Source organism: Pantoea sp. JKS000250 (assembly GCF_003201065.1).
GTDB lineage: Bacteria > Pseudomonadota > Gammaproteobacteria > Enterobacterales > Enterobacteriaceae > Pantoea > Pantoea vagans.
Window position 1 is genome coordinate 47233 of the sequence record NZ_QICZ01000002.1, and the last position, 14853, is coordinate 62085.

Annotated in this window: 14 protein-coding genes; 7 read left to right on the plus strand and 7 right to left on the minus strand. The window is 55.7% G+C overall.

The annotated features are described in order from the left end of the window. The first annotated feature begins 186 nt into the window (after positions 1-186). From BY447_RS19990 to crtB, 5 genes are read left to right on the plus strand one after another with little or no spacing between them, the layout of a single operon-like run. Complete coding sequence (locus BY447_RS19990) at positions 187-1095, plus strand: polyprenyl synthetase family protein (protein ID WP_033784992.1); 909 nt, start codon at positions 187-189, stop codon at positions 1093-1095. A gap of 9 nt (positions 1096-1104) precedes the next feature. After that, positions 1105-2400 (plus strand): glycosyltransferase, encoded by a 1296-nt coding sequence (locus BY447_RS19995; protein ID WP_110331995.1) that lies wholly within the window; start codon positions 1105-1107, stop codon positions 2398-2400. After that, positions 2387-3547, plus strand: coding sequence for a lycopene beta-cyclase CrtY (gene crtY / locus BY447_RS20000; RefSeq protein WP_110331996.1), 1161 nt, complete (start codon positions 2387-2389; stop codon positions 3545-3547). The genes BY447_RS19995 and crtY overlap by 14 nt, the downstream gene beginning before the upstream one ends. Continuing rightward, the gene (locus BY447_RS20005; protein WP_110331997.1) at positions 3544-5022 is read left to right on the plus strand and encodes a phytoene desaturase; all 1479 of its coding nucleotides are present in this window, start codon (positions 3544-3546) and stop codon (positions 5020-5022) included. The genes crtY and BY447_RS20005 overlap by 4 nt, the downstream gene beginning before the upstream one ends. After that, positions 5019-5948, plus strand: a complete 930-nt coding sequence (gene crtB / locus BY447_RS20010; protein WP_013196144.1) for a 15-cis-phytoene synthase CrtB — start codon at positions 5019-5021, stop codon at positions 5946-5948. The genes BY447_RS20005 and crtB overlap by 4 nt, the downstream gene beginning before the upstream one ends. Here the strand turns inward: crtB and BY447_RS20015 are convergent. The 6 genes from BY447_RS20015 to BY447_RS20040 all read right to left on the minus strand — a co-directional run bounded on the left by BY447_RS20015 (position 5887) and on the right by BY447_RS20040 (position 12375). Beyond that, positions 5887-6414, minus strand: a complete 528-nt coding sequence (locus BY447_RS20015; RefSeq protein ID WP_110331998.1) for a sterol desaturase family protein — start codon at positions 6412-6414, stop codon at positions 5887-5889. The two genes, crtB and BY447_RS20015, sit on opposite strands and share 62 nt — an antisense overlap. Positions 6415-6623: 209 nt before the next feature. Further along, on the minus strand, positions 6624-7733 hold the full coding sequence (locus BY447_RS20020) for a fimbrial protein (RefSeq protein ID WP_110331999.1): 1110 nt from the start codon (positions 7731-7733) through the stop codon (positions 6624-6626). Positions 7734-7749: 16 nt separating this feature from the next. Further along, positions 7750-10191 carry a fimbria/pilus outer membrane usher protein gene (locus BY447_RS20025; RefSeq protein ID WP_110332278.1) on the minus strand — a complete coding sequence of 814 codons (2442 nt, stop codon included), beginning with the start codon at positions 10189-10191 and terminating at the stop codon, positions 7750-7752. Between the two features lie 132 nt (positions 10192-10323). Beyond that, on the minus strand, positions 10324-10992 hold the full coding sequence (locus tag BY447_RS20030) for a molecular chaperone (RefSeq protein ID WP_110332000.1): 669 nt from the start codon (positions 10990-10992) through the stop codon (positions 10324-10326). A 55-nt stretch (positions 10993-11047) separates the two neighbouring features. Beyond that, positions 11048-11641, minus strand: coding sequence for a fimbrial protein (locus BY447_RS20035; protein WP_013196138.1), 594 nt, complete (start codon positions 11639-11641; stop codon positions 11048-11050). 464 nt (positions 11642-12105) lie between these two features. Beyond that, a complete protein-coding gene (locus BY447_RS20040; RefSeq protein WP_013196137.1) occupies positions 12106-12375 on the minus strand; it encodes a hypothetical protein in 270 nt (89 codons plus the stop codon). Between the two features lie 317 nt (positions 12376-12692). Between BY447_RS20040 and BY447_RS20045 the strand changes: the two genes are divergently transcribed. Together BY447_RS20045 and BY447_RS20050 are read left to right on the plus strand one after the other, a co-directional pair. Next, positions 12693-13235, plus strand: a complete 543-nt coding sequence (locus BY447_RS20045) for a DsbA family protein (RefSeq protein WP_110332001.1) — start codon at positions 12693-12695, stop codon at positions 13233-13235. 223 nt (positions 13236-13458) lie between these two features. Then, positions 13459-13872 (plus strand): ASCH domain-containing protein, encoded by a 414-nt coding sequence (locus BY447_RS20050; RefSeq protein ID WP_013196135.1) that lies wholly within the window; start codon positions 13459-13461, stop codon positions 13870-13872. Positions 13873-13881: 9 nt separating this feature from the next. On the opposite strand, the gene BY447_RS20055 is transcribed toward BY447_RS20050, so the two are convergent. Further along, positions 13882-14850 (minus strand): ThiF family adenylyltransferase, encoded by a 969-nt coding sequence (locus BY447_RS20055; protein WP_110332002.1) that lies wholly within the window; start codon positions 14848-14850, stop codon positions 13882-13884. Positions 14851-14853 lie beyond the last annotated feature (3 nt).

Consider the following 14853-nt stretch of genomic DNA (forward strand, 5'->3'; position numbering starts at 1 on the left):
AAACGCGGAATGCTGCTGAATTCGCCGACATTTTTATCGCTGTAAGCTACGCTTAGTTGTAATGGATTTACCCGCCGTTCTTTGAAAACCTGCCAACTATGCTGTGGCAGTCGGGGACGATTATTGAAGATGGCATCGAATCATTTCGACCTGCTGTGACTTCCTCTGTAGATAAGGACAGCCATGATGACGGTCTGTGCAGAACAATACGTCAATTTCAGCCACAGTGATGCAGCCAGCCTGTTGAACGACATTGAGCAACGGCTTGATCAGCTTTTACCAGTTGAGAGTGAACGTGATTTAGTCGGCGCGGCAATGCGCGAGGGTGCGCTGGCACCGGGAAAGCGTATTCGCCCGCTGCTGCTGCTGCTGGCCGCGCGCGATCTCGGCTGTAGCGCCACCCCTGCCGGGCTGCTGGATCTCGCCTGCGCGGTTGAGATGGTGCACGCCGCCTCCCTGATTCTGGATGACATGCCCTGCATGGATGATGCGCAGCTGCGTCGCGGACGACCAACCATTCACTGCCAGTATGGTGAACATGTCGCGATTCTGGCCGCAGTGGCGCTGCTGAGTAAGGCGTTTGGCGTGGTGGCAATGGCTGAAGGCTTAACGGCGGCCGCCAGAGCCGATGCGGTCGCGGAGCTATCCCACGCGGTCGGCATGCAGGGTCTGGTTCAGGGTCAGTTCAAGGATCTTTCAGAAGGCGACAAGCCACGCAGTGCCGACGCGATTCTGATGACCAATCATTACAAAACCAGCACCCTGTTCTGCGCCTCTATGCAGATGGCCTCTATTGTGGCGGAAACGCCAAAAGAGGCACGCGAACAGCTGCACCGCTTCTCGCTGAATCTCGGTCAGGCCTTTCAGCTGCTGGACGATCTCACCGACGGCATGGCGGATACCGGCAAAGATGCCCATCAGGATGACGGGAAATCGACGCTGGTCAATCTGCTGGGGCCTCAGGCGGTAGAAACGCGACTGCGCGATCACCTGCGCTGTGCCAGCGAGCATCTGCTTTCGGCCTGCCAGGACGGTTATGCCACTCATCATTTTGTTCAGGCCTGGTTTGAGAAAAAACTCGCTGCCGTCAGTTAAGGATGCTGCATGAGCCACTTTGCGGTCATTGCACCGCCCTTCTATAGCCATGTGCAGGCGCTCACGCATCTGAGCCAGGCCTTAATCGCACGCGGACACCAGATTACCTTTCTCCAGCAGACGGATGTCAGCGCACTACTGATTGACAGCAGGATCGGCTTTTTCCCGCTGGGTCTCGCCTCGCATCCGGCAGGCAGTCTGGCGCATACCCTGCAGCTGGCGGCGCATCCTCTTGGCCCGTCGATGCTTAAGTTAATCAATGAGATGGCCCGCAGCACAGAGATGCTCTGCCGTGAACTGCCGGTGGCGATGAAGACGCTGGCGATTGATGGCGTGATCGTCGATCAGATGGAGCCAGCCGGTGCATTGGCAGCAGAGTCTCTGAACCTGCCCTACGTCTCTGTGGCCTGTGCGCTGCCACTTAACCGTGAACCCGATTTTCCGCTGGCCGTGATGCCGTTTGACTATGCAAACACCGATCAGGCACGCGAACGCTATCGCGCCAGTGAAAAGATCTATGACTGGCTGATGCGCCGTCACGATCGCGTTATCGCCCGCAATGCCCATGCGATGGGATTAACACCACGGGAAAAGCTGCATCACTGCTTTTCACCCCTGGCGCAGATCAGCCAGCTGATGCCGGAACTCGATTTCCCCCGCCAGGCGTTGCCCGACCATTTTCATTCGGTCGGCCCGCTGCGTGCAGCGGTAACAGCGCCTGCCGCGTCGCAGCCACGCTACTTCCCGCACGGCGACAGACCGCGCATTTTCGCATCACTCGGTACGCTGCAGGGACATCGCTACGGCCTGTTTAAAACCATCGTTCGCGCCTGCCAGGAGATCGACGCGCAGTTGCTGCTGGCGCACTGCGGTCGCCTGTCACCGTTTCAGGCGGAAAAACTGGCGCAGTCCAGCCATGTACAGGTGGTCGATTTTGCCGATCAGGCTGCCGCACTGGCGCAGGCCGATCTGGCGATTACCCACGGCGGCATGAATACCGTGCTGGATGCCGTTAACCATCTGACGCCACTGCTGGCGATTCCGCTGGCATTTGATCAGCCAGGCGTCGCGGCCAGAGTGGTCTGGCACGGTATCGGACGTCGCGCGTCACGCTTCACCACCAGCCACGCGATGGCCCGTCAGCTTCAGACCCTGCTGGCTGATGAAAGCTACGGCCAGCAGATGAAAACGCTGCGCACTGCGCTCTGTCAGGCGGGCGGTACTACCCTCGCAGCGGATATCGTCGAGCAGGCGATGCAGACCCGCAAACCGGTCATCACCAGGAGAGATTATGCCGCGGTATGATCTGATTCTGGTGGGCGCAGGGCTGGCTAATGGCTTAATCGCCCTGCGTTTACGCCAGCAGCGCCCTTCACTGCGCATTCTGCTGATTGATGCAGAAAGTGAGCCTGGCGCGCATCATACCTGGTCGTTTCATGCGGACGATCTCTCTGACACGCAGCTTCACTGGATTGCTCCGCTGGTGGTTCACCACTGGCCCGGTTATGAGGTGCGCTTTCCGCAACGAAACCGTTCCCTTAACAGCGGCTATTTTTGTGTCACCGCAGAGCGCTTCGCGCAGGTCATCCGCGACCGGTTTGCACCGGATCTACTGCTGAACACCCGCGTGGCGAGCATTGCTTCACGCTCGGTCACGCTGGCGGATGACCGGGTGCTGGAAACTGACGCAGTGATCGATGGACGCGGCTATCAGCCCGATGGTGCGCTGCGCATGGGCTTCCAGGCGTTTGTGGGTCAGGAGTGGCAGCTCAGTTCACCTCATGGCCTGACCGCACCGATCATCATGGACGCGACCGTGGATCAGCAGTCAGGCTATCGCTTTGTCTACAGCCTGCCCTTTTCGGCGGATACGCTGCTGATTGAAGATACCCACTATATTGATAACGCCACGCTGGAAGGCGATCGTGCCCGTCAGAATATCCGTGACTATGCCGCTCAGCAGGGCTGGCAGTTAAAACAGCTATTGCGTGAAGAACAGGGTGCGTTGCCGATTACGCTGACCGGCGACGTGGACGCTTTCTGGCAGACACGCGATCAGCCCTGCAGCGGTCTGCGTGCCGGGTTATTCCATCCCACCACCGGCTACTCGCTGCCGCTGGCGGTCGCTCTGGCTGACCGGCTTGCGCAGATGCAGTCGTTCACCTCAGAGACCCTGCACGCCACCATTGCGCAATTTGCGGGTCACACCTGGCAGCAGCAGCGCTTCTTCCGGATGCTGAACCGGATGCTGTTTCTGGCGGGTCCGGCTGACCAGCGCTGGCAGGTTATGCAACGTTTTTACGGCCTTCCCGAAGGTCTGATTGCCCGTTTTTATGCGGGAAAACTCACTGTGTCTGATCGGCTGCGCATCTTAAGCGGCAAGCCGCCGGTTCCCGTACTGGCTGCGCTACAGGCTATTATGACTCCTCACCGTCAACAGGCGATGCAATGAACAGAACGACAGTAATTGGTGCAGGCTTTGGTGGTCTGGCGCTGGCCATTCGCCTTCAGGCGTCAGGGATCCCTACGCGACTGCTGGAGCAGCGTGACAAGCCTGGCGGCCGCGCTTATGTCTACGAGGATCAGGGCTTTACCTTTGATGCTGGCCCCACGGTGATTACCGATCCCAGCGCTATTGAAGAGCTGTTCACCCTCGCAGGTAAGAAGCTTTCTGACTATGTCGAACTCCTGCCGGTGAAGCCGTTTTATCGCCTCTGCTGGGAGTCCGGCAAGGTATTCAGTTATGACAACGATCAGCCCGCGCTGGAGGCGCAGATCAGCGCATTTAATTCGCGCGACGTTGAAGGCTATCGTCGCTTTCTGGCCTATTCCCGAGCGGTGTTTGCGGAAGGTTATCTGAAGCTTGGGACCGTGCCGTTTCTGTCGTTCCGCGACATGCTACGTGCCGCGCCTCAGCTGGCTAAACTGCAGGCGTGGCGCAGCGTCTACAGCAAAGTGGCGAGCTATATTGAAGATGAGCATCTGCGTCAGGCGTTCTCTTTCCATTCGCTGCTGGTAGGCGGAAACCCGTTTGCCACCTCGTCAATCTATACCCTGATTCATGCGCTGGAACGTGAATGGGGCGTCTGGTTCCCGCGTGGCGGCACGGGTGCCCTGGTGCAGGGCATGGTGAAGCTGTTTGAAGATCTGGGCGGCGAAGTGGAGCTGAATGCCAGCGTTGCCCGGCTGGAGACGCAGGAAAATAAAATCACCGCTGTGCACCTGAAAGATGGCCGCGTATTCCCGACCCGCGCGGTGGCCTCTAATGCGGACGTGGTTCATACCTACCGTGAACTGCTGAGTCAGCATCCCGCCGCGGTGGCCAGGGGAAAATCCCTGCAGAACAAGCGCATGAGCAACTCGCTGTTTGTGCTCTATTTTGGTCTGAATCATCATCACGATCAGCTCGCGCATCATACGGTCTGCTTTGGCCCGCGCTACCGTGAATTGATTGATGAGATCTTTAACAAAGATGCCCTGGCAGAGGACTTCTCGCTTTACCTACACGCGCCCTGCGTGACCGATCCGTCACTGGCACCCGCTGGCTGCGGCAGTTATTACGTGCTGGCACCGGTGCCGCACCTCGGCACCGCCGATATCGACTGGGCCGTGGAAGGACCGCGCCTGCGCGATCGCATCTTCGACTATCTGGAACAGCACTACATGCCGGGCCTGCGCAGTCAGCTGGTGACGCACCGCATGTTCACGCCGTTTGATTTCCGCGATGAACTGAATGCGTATCAGGGCTCGGCGTTTTCGGTCGAGCCGATTCTGACGCAAAGCGCCTGGTTCCGGCCCCACAACCGCGATAAAAATATTAACAATCTCTATCTGGTCGGCGCGGGCACCCATCCTGGCGCGGGCATTCCAGGGGTGATTGGTTCGGCCAAGGCCACCGCAGGATTGATGCTGGAGGATCTGGCTTGAATAGTCCGTCACTGCTCGATCATGCCGTAGAAACCATGGAAGTGGGTTCGAAAAGCTTTGCCACGGCATCAAAACTGTTTGATGCCAAAACCCGACGCAGTGTGCTGATGCTCTACTCGTGGTGTCGTCACTGTGATGATGTGATTGACGATCAGGTGCTGGGATTCAGCAACGATACGCCGTCACTGCAATCCGCCGAACAGCGCCTGGCGCAGCTGGAGATGAAAACCCGCCAGGCCTACGCCGGATCGCAGATGCATGAGCCTGCCTTTGCCGCCTTTCAGGAGGTCGCGATGGCGCACGATATTCTGCCGGCTTACGCTTTTGATCATCTGGCAGGCTTTGCGATGGATGTCCATGAGACCCGCTATCAGACGCTGGATGATACGCTGCGCTACTGCTATCACGTGGCGGGCGTGGTGGGCCTGATGATGGCGCAGATTATGGGCGTGCGCGACAACGCGACGCTGGATCGCGCCTGCGATCTCGGTCTGGCGTTTCAGCTGACCAATATTGCCCGCGATATCGTTGAAGATGCCGAAACGGGACGCTGCTATCTGCCCGCAGAGTGGCTGGCTGAAGAGGGGCTGACACGGGAGACACTGGCGGACCCGCGCAATCGCAAGGCACTCAGCCGCGTTGCCCGCCGGCTGGTGGAGACGGCAGAGCCCTATTATCGATCGGCATCGGCTGGGTTACCCGGTTTACCGCTGCGTTCAGCGTGGGCCATTGCGACAGCAAAACAGGTCTATCGTAAGATTGGGATGAAAGTGGTTGAGGCGGGTGCACAGGCGTGGGATCAACGTCAGTCCACCAGCACGCCAGAGAAACTGGTCATGCTGGTGGCGGCATCCGGTCAGGCGGTTACTTCCCGGATGGCGCATCCTGCTCCGCGCCCGGCTTATCTATGGCAGCGCCCCGTTTAACGCCGTGACGTTCCCTGAGCGTCGCCTGCAGTTTTGACAGCGGCGGCGCGTAGAGAAAACCAAACGAAACACAGTCCTCTTTGCCGCGTACGGCATGATGCAGGCGGTGTGCCATATAAAGCCGGCGCAGATAACCCCGGCGTGGCACATAGCGGAAAGGCCAGCGCTGATGGACCAGACCGTCATGGACGATAAAATAGAGCAGGCCATAGAGCGTCATCCCTGCGCCGATCCACTGCAACGGCCAGATGCCCGTGCTGCCCAGATAAATAAGTAAAATCGACAGGCCTGCGAACACCACCGCATAGAGGTCGTTAACCTCGAACCAGCCCTTATGGGGTTCATGATGTGACAGATGCCAGCCCCATCCCCAGCCATGCATAATATATTTGTGCGCCAGCGCCGCCGTTATCTCCATGCCGATAACGGTGACCAGAACAATCAGGGCATTCCAAATCCACAACATAGCTTCTCCCGAACATGCATCCTGCAAAGTGGCGCAGAGGAATAATCTTAACAGAGATTAGGGAAAACCGCGGGTTGGGGTTAGCGGGTTTTAACGATTGCTGCAGGAGACGCACCATACAGCGATGCTGAGCGGACGCAATGTTCCAGGCAGAAACACCTACAGCCAGCATCACGCGACATTCGCCGGTAATGCACAGACTGTGCCTGTTAATTATAAACGAGATTGAACGTCACTGTGCCGTCCGCTTTTCCCGCCATCACCTGCCCGTCAGTCTGAATATATTGCGCGTTAAACGCCATCGACGCCGCCTGGTTGGGAGAAGAGACCGTCGTCAGCACCGGCAACTGGTCGGTTGAAACATTTAGCGGCACGCGCTGACCTTCCGGGACCTGCAGACCGGGTCCATAGGTCAGCGCAATGCCCACGCCGGATGCTGAGTTGCTCTGCGGCGTCAGGCTGATGGCATCTTTATCGCCTGATGTAGCCATACCAAAGAAGCCGACTTTTACGGCGGCACTGTGTTCACACATCACCTGAATCTGAAAGCCTTTCTGGCTTCCTGCCCGGCTGCCAATACCGCTGAATTCCGCCTTACTCACTTTTCCCATGTCCACATTAATGGCGGACTGGGAGGTGACCACAGAACAGCTGCCATACTGCACGGTAAAGCTGGAGAGGAAAATTTGCGGCTTGTCATTGATTGGCTGGCTGCTGGCTGCGCTGTCCCCGACCTTTAAGCTGGCATTGCCAACGTTCACCTCACCGACAGAGGCGGGTTGATCGCCAGGATTAAGCGGCGATCTCTGTCCGGGAATTTTATAGAACACCACATAGGACTGAAGGGTTATGTCGTGGGCAGAATTGAACTGTGGGCTGGTCTGAGAGTTACAGATCGAGCTGGTTTTGCCCTTACCAGTGGTATCAGCGAAACCGCCACCGCAATAAGACGGCTCCTTGAAACCAATAGCGAACCCGATGCTCTCGACCCCCGGAACACGGTATATCGGCGTATTGTGCCCGCCCGCAATATTGGTCTGCAAGCCGGACTCTTCAGCATTAATTTCAAACCCCATATCTTTGTAGTTATAGCCCTGCTCGCCACTGTTTTTGTTACAGGTAAAGGCATTGGCACTCTGCAGCGGCATCTGCGCAGAAATGGGTGTGCCATCAGCTGCGCCCGGCACATAGTTGACGTTATGCACCTGAACGACTACCTGGCTGATGCCCTGACAGGACTCCTGCCCCAGTGCAGGTAAAGCACACAATGTCGGGATGATTAGCATGAGCCCTTTCACTAAACGCAGAACTGTTTTCATCTTAAACTCCTGTGAATTACTGGCAAACGGCCGAGACCAGTCTGACCGGGTTCGTGCCGCTGGCGGCAGGCAGGCGGAACGGCGCGCGGCAGCTTTTCTCCACCCCCTCTTCCTGCCATTTCACTTCGATAACACCCTGAGCGGGTACCCCACTCAGATAAAGTTCGCCTTTTTCAGCGACGATGCCGCTCGTACTGCCCTCTTTACCCTCTGCGGCGCGGGCAATCTGACCTGCCGCACCAAATGGCGGGAAGGCATCCTGCCAGGTCAGCGTGAACAGCACCCGGTTACCCACATGGGTGGCGTAGTCGGCCATCACAATCGCTCCGCGGGTCGGGATGGCCGTTTGTCCATCCAGTTCCACATCAACGTTGTCAGGCAGCGTGTCAGTTGCCAGTTCGATAGCATTTTCATGGTAGGGCGAGAGAGATGGCACAATCGCATAGCCGCGACCATCGGTGACCACATTGCTGCTGCTCTCAATACCCACATCGGCCGTATCGGGCACACGAACGATCGCGAAGGTATCGCCCAGCGGCTGGCTCAGCGTAATGCCGTGTGCATGCGCGACGATGCCGCCTGAAAGACCATAGCTAAACTGAGAGCTGTGGCGATCATGACTGACCCCGGCACTGACGCTGCCGCGACTGCCGCGATAGTCCAGCGAGCCGTTGCTGTTCAGATTTTGTCCCTGGCTGTCATAGCCCTGTTGCAGGTTGTAGTACAGGTTGTTGTCCTGCAACGCACTGCCCGACAGACTGACCTGCTGCGAGACATCCCCATCGTTGCTGGAGTTCATGCTGTAGCTGACGGAGCTGTCTGGCAGCAGCGCGCTGAAGGGAACAGAGACATTAAACGAGACCGCGCGGTCAGCCTTACGGGCGCTGGTCGAGTCGGTGTAAAACCAGGCAACGCCCCAGGAAATGGCTTTGTAGTTGCTGAAAAAACCCAGATGCAGGGTGCGATCTTCACTATTTGATCGCCAGTAGCGTTGCACATAGGCAGAAGCGCTAAGGCTGCCATAGTCGCCGATACCCTGCGAGATCGAAATCTCCGAGCGACTACGCTTGTTAGCCACGTAGCTTGCCGGGCTGGTCATCGCGTTGGCTTCGCTGAAGGCATAGAAGCCGCTGGAGGAGTAGCGATAGCTTGCCATGCTGAAGGTGGTATTCGTCGAGACGAAATTTTTCTGATACTGTGCGCGGACTGACTGACCACTGCTGCTCTGGCCCTCCGGTAAACGGGTTTTGGCTACGGTCACATCGGTTCCCAGCGAGCCAAAATCGCCCAGACTTTTACCCAGACCGATCGCTACAGCGTGATAATTCTGCGCCATCTGAACGCCGCCAAAGGCGGTAAAGTCATGCGGCAGTCCGTAAAACAGCGTGGACTGCACAAACTCAGGTGAACGCAGATTGTTACTGCCTGAATAATGGTAACGACCACCACTGACACTGTATTTCAGATGACCCTGACGCAGCATGTAAGGCACTGCAGAGTAAGGTTGAGTGAAGGTGCGTACCGAGCCATCGCTTTCATGGATAGTGATGTCGAGGTCACCGCTCTGTGCGGTGGGATAGAGATCCTTGATTTCGAATGCGCCCGGTGCAACCACGGTTTCATAAATCACATAGCCATGCTGACTCACCGTGACCCGCGCATTGCTGTGGGCGATGCCGTGTATCACCGGCGCAAAGCCGCGCTGACTTTCCGGGAGCATGGTGTCATCAGACATGATCTGCACACCGCGAAACTGCACGCTGTCAAAAACGTCGCCAGAGGTATAAGTATCCCCGACCCCAAACTGGCTTTTCAGTGTCTTAAGATCCCGCTCCAGATAAGTGGTCTGGGATTGCCAGTGGCTGACCAGATCGTAGCGCCAGGTGGCGGTGTTACGCAGTCGCCATGCGCCAAAATTGGCTCCACTGCGCAGGCTGAGCAGCGTTGAATTCCACCGGTCGCTCTCATTACGACTGCTGCTTCCGGTGAGGTTATAGTTTACAAAAGCAGCCGATACGCCCTCATCCCAGCGCGAAGGATCGACATAATCGCGATCTTTTATTTTCAGGGCGATCTGAGGAATGGAAAGATTTAACTGCTGATGCGCGAAATCAAAGTCGGCCGCAGCATCGGGTATGAATTCACTCAACTCGTCAATGGTCTCACCGTTCTTTAAGCGGCTGAAGGCGGAAAAGCCATCAACGTTGACGCCCATTGCGGAAAGCTCTGCAACCGTCAGTTGCGGAACCAGCCCGTTTCTGCCCTGCACAAAAGTGACATCGCGGCTATCAATCACCCGGTTGTTGAGTAACAGCGTGACATGATAGGTACCGGGTTGCTGACCGCCTTCACGGGCGAAATAGTGGAGATCGGTGGCATTATGTTGATCGGATGAAAATTCCAGCGCCGCAGGATTAAAGTAGTCATCCGCGCGGGCACCACGCAACAGGCAGAACATGAGCAGCATCAGACCCGGAACGCCTGCAAGCCAGGGAGAGGCGTGAAACGTTTTCGCGTGCCTTTTCTTGCCTGTCTCAGCCTGTGGAGTGACTTTCACTGTTAGTGCCCCGGATTCAAATCAAAAAAACAGTTAGCGCGTACGTTGTTCGGTGATGCCGCCGTAGTCGTTAATCGCAGACCAGGTCACTGCGCCGGAATCGGCGACGGTCCACTGACGATCCTCACCCGGGCCAATCATGCCTGGGTCCTGAATGGTGTGATGATTAACGCTGAGCGAATAAAAAGAGACAAAGTAAGGGGTTGGGTTATGCGCAATAAGCTGCCTGCCTTCATGGCGAAAAGAGAGTTGTTGCCAGGCGTCAGCCGGATTTCCCTCCAGTTCTTTTGGTCGATAAAAGAGCTTGAATTTCGATTTAATATTGACCTGCAGCTGATTACTTTTATCGCGTGGTGTGGGTGAAATAGATTTCACATTGAGCCAGAACACCGATTCACGATCTTTCGGCAGCGGCATTCCCAGATAATTAATCCTTAACAGATTCTCTTTTCCCGCATCGAGACGAAAAAGCGGTGGCGTGACAATAAACGGCACCCGGGAATGATTATCTGGATTGAAATTCTCTATCCACGACTCCACCAGATAGGGCATATTTTTATCCTGATTCGTGACCGAAAGCGTTGCCTCCTTTTTTCCTTCCACAAAGATAATACGCGTCCCTCCCATCACAACACCTGCATGAGCAGCCATGCTCAGCATACACGCAGAGAAAAGCGAAATAAGTCTTATTACCTTAAACATAGCCATTTACGCCATTAATCTTCAGAAGGATAAGCAGGGTTGCCCCTGCTATTTATCAGTTATAAACCATCACGAAGTTTGAAACTGCGTTGGCCGGACCGACTGCGATTTCAGCACCATCACTTTTATAATCGGCATAGAAAATCAGGTCAGCAGAACCGCCCTCTTCGGTCTCCACCATTTTATCGACCCCTTTAGAGATGGAGCCAATTGCGATCGGCGTGCTGCGGTCCCCTTCGTAAAGTTTAATGCCCACGCCGGTAGCGCCTCCATCGGCCACTTTCAGCAGGGTATTATCCCCAGCGTCTTTATCGCCATCGAACAATACAGCCACTTTAGTAACCGATGCCGGGCAGTCCTTGACTGAAATAGTGAAGGGGGTTTGGGTGGTTTCGGTGCGGCTCTCGAAATAGGATTTTGCCCATTTACCTAAATCAACGCTCTGTTTTTTACTGGCAGTTGAAACGTCACATGAAACATCGGTAATTTCACCGGTAAATTTCACTTCGCCACCTGCACCCTGAGTGCCGGCTGATGCTCCCGGATTAGTATTCATCGGTGATGGGCCGTCAGTTGCTGCAGCTAATGCCGATCCGGAAATCATAAGTCCAGCCAGTGCCACTGGCAGAATACGTTTTCTGATATTCATCAAACCTGTCTCTTTTCAATACATACAAAGTGGCTGGGGTCAGCCACCTGATGGATAGATATGCATTTATTAAATGCGCCAACATAACAACCCGGAGTTTATTATGTTGCCAGCATATTAACCGCGCATAACTATATAAAAGATAAACAGACGTTTCCATTGCCCCTTCAGGCAATATAACAACCTCTTTTATTGTTCTGGATCAACCTGTGACAATTTAAGAAAAGTATTAACTGACCTTTTCACTGCACTCATCAGCTATTATATTCACTTCTGTAGCGCATTCTATTTACATTGAAAAAATAAAGACTCCAGAATGAGAATATACTTAGAGAGTAATCACAATAAAGTCATGGATGGACGTCCTGAATAATTGCCCGCCACGATCATTACGAGGCTCAGATCCCTGCTCCAAAACTAATCAGAGATGAATGTCTGGCTCGCCCGTCGCCGGTCAGTAGAACTTAAAGCCGATCATGATCCATCGGCGTGCGAAAAGCGTGACGTGCGGCAACCATCAACTGACTGGCTGTCACGGTGGTGGGGAGTCGAAGCAGAATTTTACTCGCCTGCCAGTAACAGAGCACCATGACCTCATCCTCCTCTTTTTCAGCCAGCTCATGCAGCCGTGCGCGCAGTGATAACACGTCAATACTCTGCTGCTCATCCAGCATGTCAGAGATCGTCTTGTTGATAACGCGATGGAGAATTTTCCAGGTAAGATCGGTATACAAAATCAACCTCTTCTAACGCTTATCGGTCCCAGGCAGACGATCAGCAGGCAAAAAGCAGAAATGACTTCATCATTCGGACGAGCAAATTCTGCAGATAACTATAGCTGCTCGCAAGTGACGATGCAGGGCCAGCTGTTGAGAATGCCAAAGCCGATAATTCTAACGATTAATGGCCCTGGCTGTCGCCTGTTACGCGCAGGTCAGCCGCTGATTGCTGTTTTTTGTAACAATTGCGGCTGATTCTTAACTGGCTGATGTGATGCGAATTTGCCAGGGTAAGGACACTTCCCGTTCCGTTTATCTTTAAGGAGTTTACGATGAGTCAGCATGCTGATGTCCTGGTCTGGGGCCACGGTCCCGCAATCTTTGAAGTCTTTCTGGAACCCACCTGCCCTTTTTCGGTACGCGCGTTCAATAAATTTGACGCGTTACTGGCGCACGTGGGTGAAGAGAAGATGACCCTGAAGATTCGCCTGCAATCACAGCCGTGGCACCTCTATTCCGGCGTGATTGTGCGTTATATCTTTGCCGCCGCCAGCGACAGTAAAGAGGCGGCGAAGACGGTGATGCAGGCCGTCGCCGATCATCGCGAAGAGTTTGAGTTTACCGATCACTGTACCGGCCCGAATCGGGATGCAACGCCGAACCAGATTCTGGCGCGCCTGAAAGAGTACAGCGGCGTGGATGCCAGCGCCGCATTTGATCAGCCCGATCTGCAGAATGCAATTAAATGGCACTGCAAATATGCCCGTCAGAATGGTATTCACGTTTCACCCACCTTTATGGTGAACGGTCTGGTGCAACCCGACATCAGCAGCGGTGACGACATTGAACACTGGGCGAGCTTCCTGATGCGTTAGTTATTGTGCGCGGCTGTAGCTGGCCGCGTCAGACTGTATCTCTCCTCTGCAATCCCGCACGCACGCAAACCCAATCTCCTGAAAATTAAGCCTGTTTTCCCATGAGCAGGCCGGGTAAGCTGTAGCGCTATCAGCAGCATCTACACTGCTGCACCATCATCTTAACAGCGACGCTGACCTGTATTTATGCCGGTCAGGCGCTTATTTTATTGAGGATTTTCGGATGTCGATGACGCTGGAACAACTGCAGGACAAATATCCGGGTGCCTTCACAGATGCATTCGGTGATTCCCCGGAATTAGCCAGCGCGCTGGCAACGCTGATTATTGCCGGAAAGAAGGTAGCAAGCTGCGGTTCGTTGCAGAGCTGGCAGGAGCAGGAAGCACTGCCGCAGCCAGGTGGTTACAGCATTGTGCTGAACGGCGAAAAGCAGCCCGTCTGCGTGATCCGTACCACCGGACTGTTCCTGACGCGTTTTGACCGCGTCACGCCAGAGATGGCGATGCTGGAAGGTGAAGGCGATCTCAGCCTCGACCACTGGCGCCAGGAGCATCAGCGTTACTTTGAGCGTGAAGGCTATTTCCATAAGGAAATGGAGCTGATTTTCGAGACGTTCCAGCTGGTCGAGGTTGTGTAGACCGGCAGGCTACAGCGTGTTTGCCGCCATCAGCGCCAGCCAGCTGATCCCCCGTGCGGCAAGGTTTTCTGCCGCCTGAGCTGCACGCATGCCACTGGCACACACCAGCACCACGCGCCGATCGGACGGCGGCTGCCAGGCCGCTATCTGCTGCGGCAAAATGCGTAGCACCCGTTCGGCCACACTGACCGGTGCTTCGTCGGGACTGCGCAGTTCCACAATGCAATCGTCCTCACTCAGCATCGGCTTATCGATAAACGGGATGCCCGGCGCGTCGGGTTCAGGCGCGTCATCAAAGCGGAATTGCCTGACGTGCCAGTCCACAAAGTCGCAGTGGATCATGCAGCCGAGCGGCGATGGCGTCAGTTTCAGCAATACGCTCAGCACCATCTGCGCCTGCATCGCGCCCAGCGTTGCTACCGCAGGCCCCATTACGCCAGCCGTGTTGCAGTTACCCGAAGCCATCGGCAACTGAGGAAACAGCGCACGATAACCGGGCGCACCGCCGCAGAATCCACCGACGTAACCTTTACGACCCAGTACCGAGGCGCAGATCAGCGGCAGACCACGCGGAGAGCAGGCGTCAGAGAGTTGATAGGTAATGGCGAAGTTATCCGCCGCATCCACCACCAGAACGATCCCCTCCAGCGCCTGCGGCAGTTGGCTGGCGCTCAACATCCGGGGATGCGCCTCAACGTGGCAGTCAGGATTTCGCTGCGCCAGCGCGCGCTGCGCGCAGATTGCTTTGGGCTGGCCCACATCCCCAATGCCAAACAATGTCTGCCGGTGAAGGTTGTGCAGCTCAACCCGATCGCCATCGTAAAGCCGAATAAACCCCACGCCCGCGCCGGCCAGCAATGGCAGCAGTGTGGCGCTGAGTCCGCCCGCGCCCACCACCAGCACGCTTGCCCCGCTCAGGCGCTGTTGCCCCGCTTCACCAATCTCCGGCAACATGGTCTGTCGCTGATACCGATCCATTGC

Coding starts and splice junctions, on each gene's coding strand:
- BY447_RS20050 (WP_013196135.1), top strand. CDS start 13,459: ATGTCGATGACGCTGGAACAACTGCAGGACAAATATCCGGGTGCCTTC.
- BY447_RS20005 (WP_110331997.1), top strand. CDS start 3,544: ATGAACAGAACGACAGTAATTGGTGCAGGCTTTGGTGGTCTGGCGCTG.
- BY447_RS20035 (WP_013196138.1), bottom strand. CDS start 11,641: ATGAATATCAGAAAACGTATTCTGCCAGTGGCACTGGCTGGACTTATG.
- BY447_RS20015 (WP_110331998.1), bottom strand. CDS start 6,414: ATGTTGTGGATTTGGAATGCCCTGATTGTTCTGGTCACCGTTATCGGC.
- BY447_RS19995 (WP_110331995.1), top strand. CDS start 1,105: ATGAGCCACTTTGCGGTCATTGCACCGCCCTTCTATAGCCATGTGCAG.
- BY447_RS20020 (WP_110331999.1), bottom strand. CDS start 7,733: ATGAAAACAGTTCTGCGTTTAGTGAAAGGGCTCATGCTAATCATCCCG.
- BY447_RS20055 (WP_110332002.1), bottom strand. CDS start 14,850: ATGGATCGGTATCAGCGACAGACCATGTTGCCGGAGATTGGTGAAGCG.
- BY447_RS20025 (WP_110332278.1), bottom strand. CDS start 10,191: ATGTTCTGCCTGTTGCGTGGTGCCCGCGCGGATGACTACTTTAATCCT.
- crtY (WP_110331996.1), top strand. CDS start 2,387: ATGCCGCGGTATGATCTGATTCTGGTGGGCGCAGGGCTGGCTAATGGC.
- BY447_RS20030 (WP_110332000.1), bottom strand. CDS start 10,992: ATGTTTAAGGTAATAAGACTTATTTCGCTTTTCTCTGCGTGTATGCTG.
- BY447_RS20045 (WP_110332001.1), top strand. CDS start 12,693: ATGAGTCAGCATGCTGATGTCCTGGTCTGGGGCCACGGTCCCGCAATC.
- BY447_RS19990 (WP_033784992.1), top strand. CDS start 187: ATGACGGTCTGTGCAGAACAATACGTCAATTTCAGCCACAGTGATGCA.